The sequence below is a fragment of the Chromobacterium sp. Ag138 genome, from assembly GCF_055181315.1.
In genome coordinates this window covers 2863401-2869691 of the sequence record NZ_JBUPWA010000001.1, presented here as the reverse complement: position 1 = coordinate 2869691, position 6291 = coordinate 2863401, and the positions used below count along the sequence as shown (strand labels likewise).

The following is a 6291-nucleotide window of genomic DNA, read 5'->3' as shown; positions in this document are numbered from 1 at the left end:
AGTCTTGGGACGGGCCTACTGCGCGGCGGTGACGAAGCCGATCTTGCCGACGCCGTTCTTCTGGGCGGCGGCCAGCGCCTTGGCCACGGTTTCGTAGCGCACCGCCTTGTCGGCCGACAGGTGCAGCTCGACCTCGGGATTGGCGGCGGAGGCGGCGGCGAAGCGGGCGGGCAGCTCGGTCTCGGCCACCGGCTTGTTGTTCCAGAACAGTTTGCCGGTGGCGTCCACCACCAGGCGGATCTGCTCGGGCTTGTCCTGATGCTCGGCGGCCTGCGCGCGCGGCAGGTCCACCTTGACCGCGTTGGTCAGTAGCGGCGTGGTGATGATGAACACCACCAGCAGCACCAGCATCACGTCGACCAGCGGCGTGGTGTTGGGCTCCGCCATCGGCGCGGCCGGGCCCTGGTTGAAACTACCGAACGCCATGGCTTTCTCCGGACTGGGTCAGCAGCTGGGCGTGCAGGTCGTGGGCGAAGTAGTCCAGTTCCTGCGACATCACGCGCTGGGCGCGGGTGAGCGCGTTGTAGGCCAGCACCGCCGGGATGGCGGCGGCCAGGCCGGCGGCAGTGGCCACCAGCGCCTCGCCGATCGGTCCGGCGACCGCGCCTATGCTCATCTGGCCGGCCTGGCCGATGTTGACCAGCGCGTGGTAGATGCCCCACACGGTGCCGAACAGGCCGACGAAGGGGGCGGTGGAGCCGATTGAGGCCAGCACGGTCAGGCCGGCTTCCTGGCGGGCCATCTCCTGCGACAGCACCTTGCGGATGGCGCGGGTCAGGAATTCGTCGACGCCGCAGGCCTGGCCCAGCGCGCGGCCGGCCTGGCTCTGGTACTGCTTCAGCGCGGCGAGGCCGGCGCGCGCCAGGTTGGCGAACTGGCCCTGGCTATGCAGCAGGCTGGTTTCGGCCTGGCGCCAGTCGGCCGCGCCCCACAGCGCGGTTTCCGCCTCGCGGTTGGCGCGGCGCAGGCGCAGGGTCTGCACGCCGCGGACGATGATCAGGTACCAGGTGAGCACCGACATCAGGATCAGGATCATGAACACCGCGATCAGCACGGCGTCCCCTTGTTGGAATACGGTCAGTACGTTCATGTATTGGCAGACTTGAGTGAGAATTCTATGGGTACGATGAAGGGATAGGCGATGGCCTCGCCGCCGCGCTTGGCCGGGGTGAAGCGCCAGCGTTTGACGGCGGCCAGCGCGGCGCGGTCCAGCCGCGGGAAGCCGCTGCTGTCATGCACCGACACCTCTTGCGCCGCGCCCTGGGCGCTGACCAGCACCCGCAGCCGCACCGTGCCTTCCTCGCCTTCCTCGCGGGACACGGTCGGGTAGGCCGGCGGCGGGTTGTTCAGGTAGCCGCCGCGGGACTGCGGCTCGGTGATGGGCAAGTCGCGGTTGTCGGCCTTGCCGCCACCGGCGCTCTTCGGCGCTTCCGCGGCGGCGGCCGGCGCGGCCGGGGCCGCGGCGACGCTGATCGCCTTGGCCGGGGCGGGCGCGTCGGCCTGGGCCTTCACCGGCTGCAGGTCCGGCTTGGGCCGGACGACAGGCTTGCTCGGCGCGGGCGTGGCCTGCGGCTTGAGCTGCGGTTTTGCCGGTTCGGGCGCGGGGGCGGCCTTGGCCGCGGGCTTGTCGGCCGGCGCCAGCGAAATCATCTCCATCCGCAGCGCCTGGGGCGGGGTGACGGTCTGCTCGCGCGCGGACATGCCGTTCAGTAGCGTCAATGCCAGCGCGTGCGCGGCCAGCACGCCGCCGAGGGCGGAATATTGCAGGATAGCGGAGGATTTCATGCTGGAAATGATAATACAAACAATTCTCATTTTCTAGCGCAAGGGCGGCCTGTGTTGCGCGCGCGCTTGCAATCGCGGCGATCGTCTGCATATATCGGTCAAAGGCCGGCACATCGCCGGCCGCCATTGATTGGAATACCAATATGCAGCAGTTCGACGGCACCACCATCGTGTCCGTCCGTCGCGGCGAGCGCGTGGCGCTGGGCGGCGACGGGCAAGTGACCCTGGGCAATATCGTGATCAAGGCCACCGCGCGCAAGATACGCAAGCTGCATGGCGGCAAGGTTTTGGCGGGTTTCGCCGGCGGCACCGCCGACGCCTTCACCCTGATTGAGCGCTTCGAAGCCAAATTGCAAAAGCACCAGGGCAATCTCTTGGTGTCGGCGGTGGAGCTGGCCAAGGACTGGCGCACCGACCGCATGCTGCGCCGGCTGGAGGCGATGCTGATCGTGGCCGACAAGGACCACACGCTGATCATCACCGGCAACGGCGACGTGCTGGAGCCGGAGCAGGGCATCGCCGCCATCGGTTCTGGCGGTGCTTTCGCCCAGTCGGCCGCGCGCGCGCTGTTCGAGAACACTGACCTGGCTCCGGAAGTGGTGGTGAAGAAATCGCTGGAGATCGCCGGCGACATCTGCATTTACACCAACCACAACCACCTGATCGAAACCCTGGGCCCGGACGACGCGGCCTGATCCCGAATGCATGGCCCGGCGAGGCTCGCCGGGCGGAGAACGTCATGACGCAAATGACCCCGCAGGAAATCGTCCACGAACTGGACCAGCACATCATCGGCCAGCACAAGGCCAAGCGCGCCGTCGCCATCGCGCTGCGCAACCGCTGGCGCCGCCAGCAGGTGGCGGAGCCGCTGCGCAGCGAAATCACCCCCAAGAACATTCTGATGATCGGCCCCACCGGCGTCGGCAAGACCGAAATCGCCCGCCGCCTGGCCAAGCTGTCCGGCGCGCCGTTCATCAAGGTGGAAGCCACCAAGTTCACCGAGGTCGGCTATGTCGGCCGCGACGTCGACACCATCATCCGCGACTTGGTGGACGTGGCGATCAAGGACACCCGCGAGGCGGCGATCAAGCGCAACCGCGCGCGCGCCGAGGACGCCGCCGAGGAGCGCATCCTCGACGTGCTGCTGCCGCAGCCGCGCAAGCAGCCGTCCGGCTTCTTCGCCGAGGAGACGGCCGCCGAGGAAAAGCACGAGGACGGCGCCACCCGCCAGAAATTCCGCAAGATGCTGCGCGAAGGCAAGTTCGACGACAAGGAAATCGAGCTGGAGATCGCCGCGCCGGCCGCCCAGATGAACGTGATGGCGCCGCCGGGCATGGAAGACTTCGCCAGCCAGCTGCAGGGCATGTTCCAGGGCCTGGGCGCCGGCAAGAAGCAGGCCGCCAAGATGAAGGTGGCCGACGCCTTCAAGCTGCTGATCGACGAGGAAGCCGCCAAGTTGGTCAATGAAGAGGAACTGAAGGCCGAAGCCTTGAAGAACGTCGAGCAGAACGGCATCGTGTTCCTGGACGAGATCGACAAGGTCACCAGCCGCGGCGAAGGCCACAGCGGCGCCGACGTGTCGCGCGCCGGCGTGCAGCGCGATCTGCTGCCGCTGGTGGAGGGCACCACCGTGTCCACCAAGTACGGCATGGTGAAGACCGACCACATCCTGTTCATCGCCTCCGGCGCGTTCCAGCTGTCCAAGCCGTCGGACCTGATCCCGGAGCTGCAGGGCCGCCTGCCTATCCGCGTCGAGCTGTCGTCGCTGTCGGTGGACGACTTCAAGGCCATCCTGACCAGCACCAACGCCTGCCTGACGCGCCAGTACCAGGCGCTGCTGGCCACCGAGGGCGTGGAACTGGCGTTCGAGGAATCCGGCATCCAGCGCCTGGCCGAGATCGCCTGGCAGGTGAACGAGAAAACCGAGAACATCGGCGCGCGCCGCCTGTACACGGTGATGGAGAAGCTGCTGGAGGAAGTGGCCTTCGACGCCAAGTCCGGCGCATGCAAGATCGACGGCGCCTACGTCGACGCCAAGCTGGGCGAAGTGGCCGAGCGCGAAGATCTGGCGCGCTACGTGCTCTGAGGCTGTTCCATACCTTATATATAGATATGTGAAAACGGCGGCCATTTCGGTCGCCGTTTTGCTTTATATGGGCTGCTTCAGTTTGCCGGCGGCCGGGGCGATCGGTTCGAAGGCTTCGGGATGTTGGCGCAAATACCAGTCCTTGACCTCGTCGTGGCTCAGGCCGAGGAAGCGGTTGACGCCGGGCAGCAATAGCATCGGCGGCACCGTCAGCAGGTGGAACAGCGCGAAGAACAGGTAGACGCCGTCCAGCGACCAGCTGGCCAGCAGGATGCCCGCCAGCGCCGGCCCCAGCATGCCGCCCAGTTTGGCCACCAGCACATTGATCGCCGATACCCGGGCGCGGTAAGCCTCCGGCACCGCCAGCGTGCGATGGGTTTGGCCGATCAGCATGGTGATGGACAGCAGCATGCCTTCAATGCCGAACATCGCCAGCATCAGATAGGGGCTGTCGGTCAGCGCCACGACCAGGAACACCGCCGCCAGCGCCCACATGGCGAATGCGCGGGCGCGCGGCCGGCTACAGTATTGCAGCAGGCGGTGGGTCAGCCACAGCGAGCCGATCAGCAGGCCGCCGCTGGCGGCCGCTTCACAGGCACCCAGCCAGATCGCGGGCAGGCCTAATTGATGCAGCTTGATCGGCAGCAGCGTGACCACCATGGGAAGGTAGGCGGTCATCACCAGCAAGCCCCAGAACGCCCAGCTGCGCTCCAGCGGAATGCGCCAGCGCACGCGCAGGCCGCTGCGCACCTGGTCGACGAAGCTTTCTTCCCGCAAGTCGGCCAGATCGCGCGGCGGAACCTGGATGCGCAGCGCGCCGACCGCGGCGATGGCCAGCAGAATGGCGTAAGCGCCCAGCGCCAGCCAGGCGGGCATGAAGGCCATCAGGCTGCCGCCCACTACCGGGCCTATCAGATTGCCCGCCGACTGCGAGCTCTTCTGCAGCGACAGCGCGTCGGTCAGCCGCGCCGCTGGCACCAGTTCGGAAGCGATGCTCAGCATCGAGGGAAACACGATGGCCCAGGCGAACATGGCCATCGATTCGCTGGCGACGACCCAGGCCAGGCTGTAGAAGCCGAACCAGGCCATCGCGGCCAAGGCCAGGCCTGACAGCATCGCCAGCAGGATGCCGCCGGCGATCACCCGGTTCTTGGGAAAACGGTCGCCCAGCGGCGCGGTCAGCGGCAGCGCGATCAGCATCACCAGCGCGGTCAGCGTGCTGAACCACGCCATGTCGCGCGCGCCGCCGGTCGATACCACCCACCAGCTGATGCTGACGTAGCCGGCGCCCATCGCCAGGCCGCTCAGCGCATCGCTCAACATCAGCAGGTGGAAGCCGGAGGGCAAGCCCCGTATTCGTTGCCGCAGGGAAATGTTCATGGCGCGCATCCTGATGATGAAGGCATTTCATCCTAACATGGAATGACAATGTCACGCCAAGACGACGGAGAAGTTGTCTCATTTCGATGATTTTTAAAAAAATCAGACTGATTTTTCAACTTTCAGGAAATTTTCATGGTGCTGAAAGTAGTGGGAAGGCTTGCGGATGCAGGCGATGCGATCTTTTTTTGAAAAAGATAAAATGGAAAAACATTTCAAAACAGAAGGTTGGCTCTTTTTCTGTGAAAACCCCCATCTTTTCTAAAAAAACCTGTTGACCGAGGGGGAGGGCGCAGGTATAGTTCGTCTCCTCAGCTGACGCAGCGAACGAAACAGCGGAAACGAAACGGTTCCGGTGATGACGACGCAGCGGATGGCACTGCTCTTTAACAGAACGAATAACCGATAGGTGTAAGTGCTTGGCGAAAGCCGAACACTTGCACTGCAAGAGACAAGAGATACTTGTTTATTTCTTTGAACTTGCGTGCCAGAAAATTTGCTTGAGATTGAACTGAAGAGTTTGATCCTGGCTCAGATTGAACGCTGGCGGCATGCTTTACACATGCAAGTCGAACGGTAGCAGGGTGCTTGCACCGCTGACGAGTGGCGAACGGGTGAGTAATGCGTCGGAATGTACCGTGTAATGGGGGATAGCTCGGCGAAAGCCGGATTAATACCGCATACGCCCTGAGGGGGAAAGTGGGGGACCGTAAGGCCTCACGTTATACGAGCAGCCGACGTCTGATTAGCTAGTTGGTGAGGTAAGAGCTCACCAAGGCGACGATCAGTAGCGGGTCTGAGAGGATGATCCGCCACACTGGGACTGAGACACGGCCCAGACTCCTACGGGAGGCAGCAGTGGGGAATTTTGGACAATGGGCGCAAGCCTGATCCAGCCATGCCGCGTGTCTGAAGAAGGCCTTCGGGTTGTAAAGGACTTTTGTTCGGGAGGAAATCCCGCTGGTTAATACCTGGCGGGGATGACAGTACCGGAAGAATAAGCACCGGCTAACTACGTGCCAGCAGCCGCGGTAATACGT

The 6291-nt window shown here is 64.4% G+C and carries 6 protein-coding genes and 1 other annotated feature; of the genes, 2 read left to right on the top strand and 4 right to left on the bottom strand.

All coding sequences use genetic code 11. From position 1 onward, the window contains the following. Positions 1 to 15 precede the first annotated feature (15 nt). Genes ACY3GB_RS13230 through ACY3GB_RS13220 form a run of 3 tightly spaced genes read right to left on the bottom strand, consistent with a single transcriptional unit; the run spans position 16 to position 1785 of the window. On the bottom strand, positions 16 to 426 hold the full coding sequence (locus ACY3GB_RS13230; protein ID WP_463089144.1) for an ExbD/TolR family protein: 411 nt from the start codon (positions 424 to 426) through the stop codon (positions 16 to 18). Continuing rightward, positions 413 to 1090, bottom strand: coding sequence for a MotA/TolQ/ExbB proton channel family protein (locus ACY3GB_RS13225; protein ID WP_463089143.1), 678 nt, complete (start codon positions 1088 to 1090; stop codon positions 413 to 415). The genes ACY3GB_RS13230 and ACY3GB_RS13225 overlap by 14 nt, the downstream gene beginning before the upstream one ends. Continuing rightward, entirely contained in the window at positions 1087 to 1785 is a 699-nt protein-coding gene (locus ACY3GB_RS13220) for an energy transducer TonB (protein WP_463089142.1), read from the bottom strand. Before ACY3GB_RS13220 ends, ACY3GB_RS13225 begins: the two co-directional genes overlap by 4 nt. Positions 1786 to 1928: 143 nt before the next feature. Here ACY3GB_RS13220 and hslV point away from each other — a divergent pair, with 143 nt between their 5' ends. Both hslV and hslU read left to right on the top strand, forming a co-directional pair. Then, positions 1929 to 2480 (top strand): ATP-dependent protease subunit HslV, encoded by a 552-nt coding sequence (gene hslV / locus ACY3GB_RS13215; protein WP_043630155.1) that lies wholly within the window; start codon positions 1929 to 1931, stop codon positions 2478 to 2480. A gap of 44 nt (positions 2481 to 2524) precedes the next feature. After that, a complete protein-coding gene (gene hslU, locus ACY3GB_RS13210) occupies positions 2525 to 3871 on the top strand; it encodes an ATP-dependent protease ATPase subunit HslU (protein ID WP_463089141.1) in 1347 nt (448 codons plus the stop codon). Positions 3872 to 3934: 63 nt separating this feature from the next. Here the strand turns inward: hslU and ACY3GB_RS13205 are convergent, their stop codons facing one another. Then, positions 3935 to 5251 carry an MFS transporter gene (locus tag ACY3GB_RS13205; RefSeq protein WP_463089140.1) on the bottom strand — a complete coding sequence of 439 codons (1317 nt, stop codon included), beginning with the start codon at positions 5249 to 5251 and terminating at the stop codon, positions 3935 to 3937. 516 nt (positions 5252 to 5767) lie between these two features. Continuing rightward, positions 5768 to 6291: a sequence feature (16S ribosomal RNA rRNA prediction is too short), on the top strand.

Excerpts from the sequence above, each read along its gene's own strand:
- ACY3GB_RS13230 (WP_463089144.1), bottom strand. The coding sequence starts at position 426 with ATGGCGTTCGGTAGTTTCAACCAGGGCCCGGCCGCGCCGATGGCGGAG.
- ACY3GB_RS13225 (WP_463089143.1), bottom strand. The coding sequence starts at position 1,090 with ATGAACGTACTGACCGTATTCCAACAAGGGGACGCCGTGCTGATCGCG.
- ACY3GB_RS13220 (WP_463089142.1), bottom strand. The coding sequence starts at position 1,785 with ATGAAATCCTCCGCTATCCTGCAATATTCCGCCCTCGGCGGCGTGCTG.
- hslV (WP_043630155.1), top strand. The coding sequence starts at position 1,929 with ATGCAGCAGTTCGACGGCACCACCATCGTGTCCGTCCGTCGCGGCGAG.
- hslU (WP_463089141.1), top strand. The coding sequence starts at position 2,525 with ATGACGCAAATGACCCCGCAGGAAATCGTCCACGAACTGGACCAGCAC.
- ACY3GB_RS13205 (WP_463089140.1), bottom strand. The coding sequence starts at position 5,251 with ATGAACATTTCCCTGCGGCAACGAATACGGGGCTTGCCCTCCGGCTTC.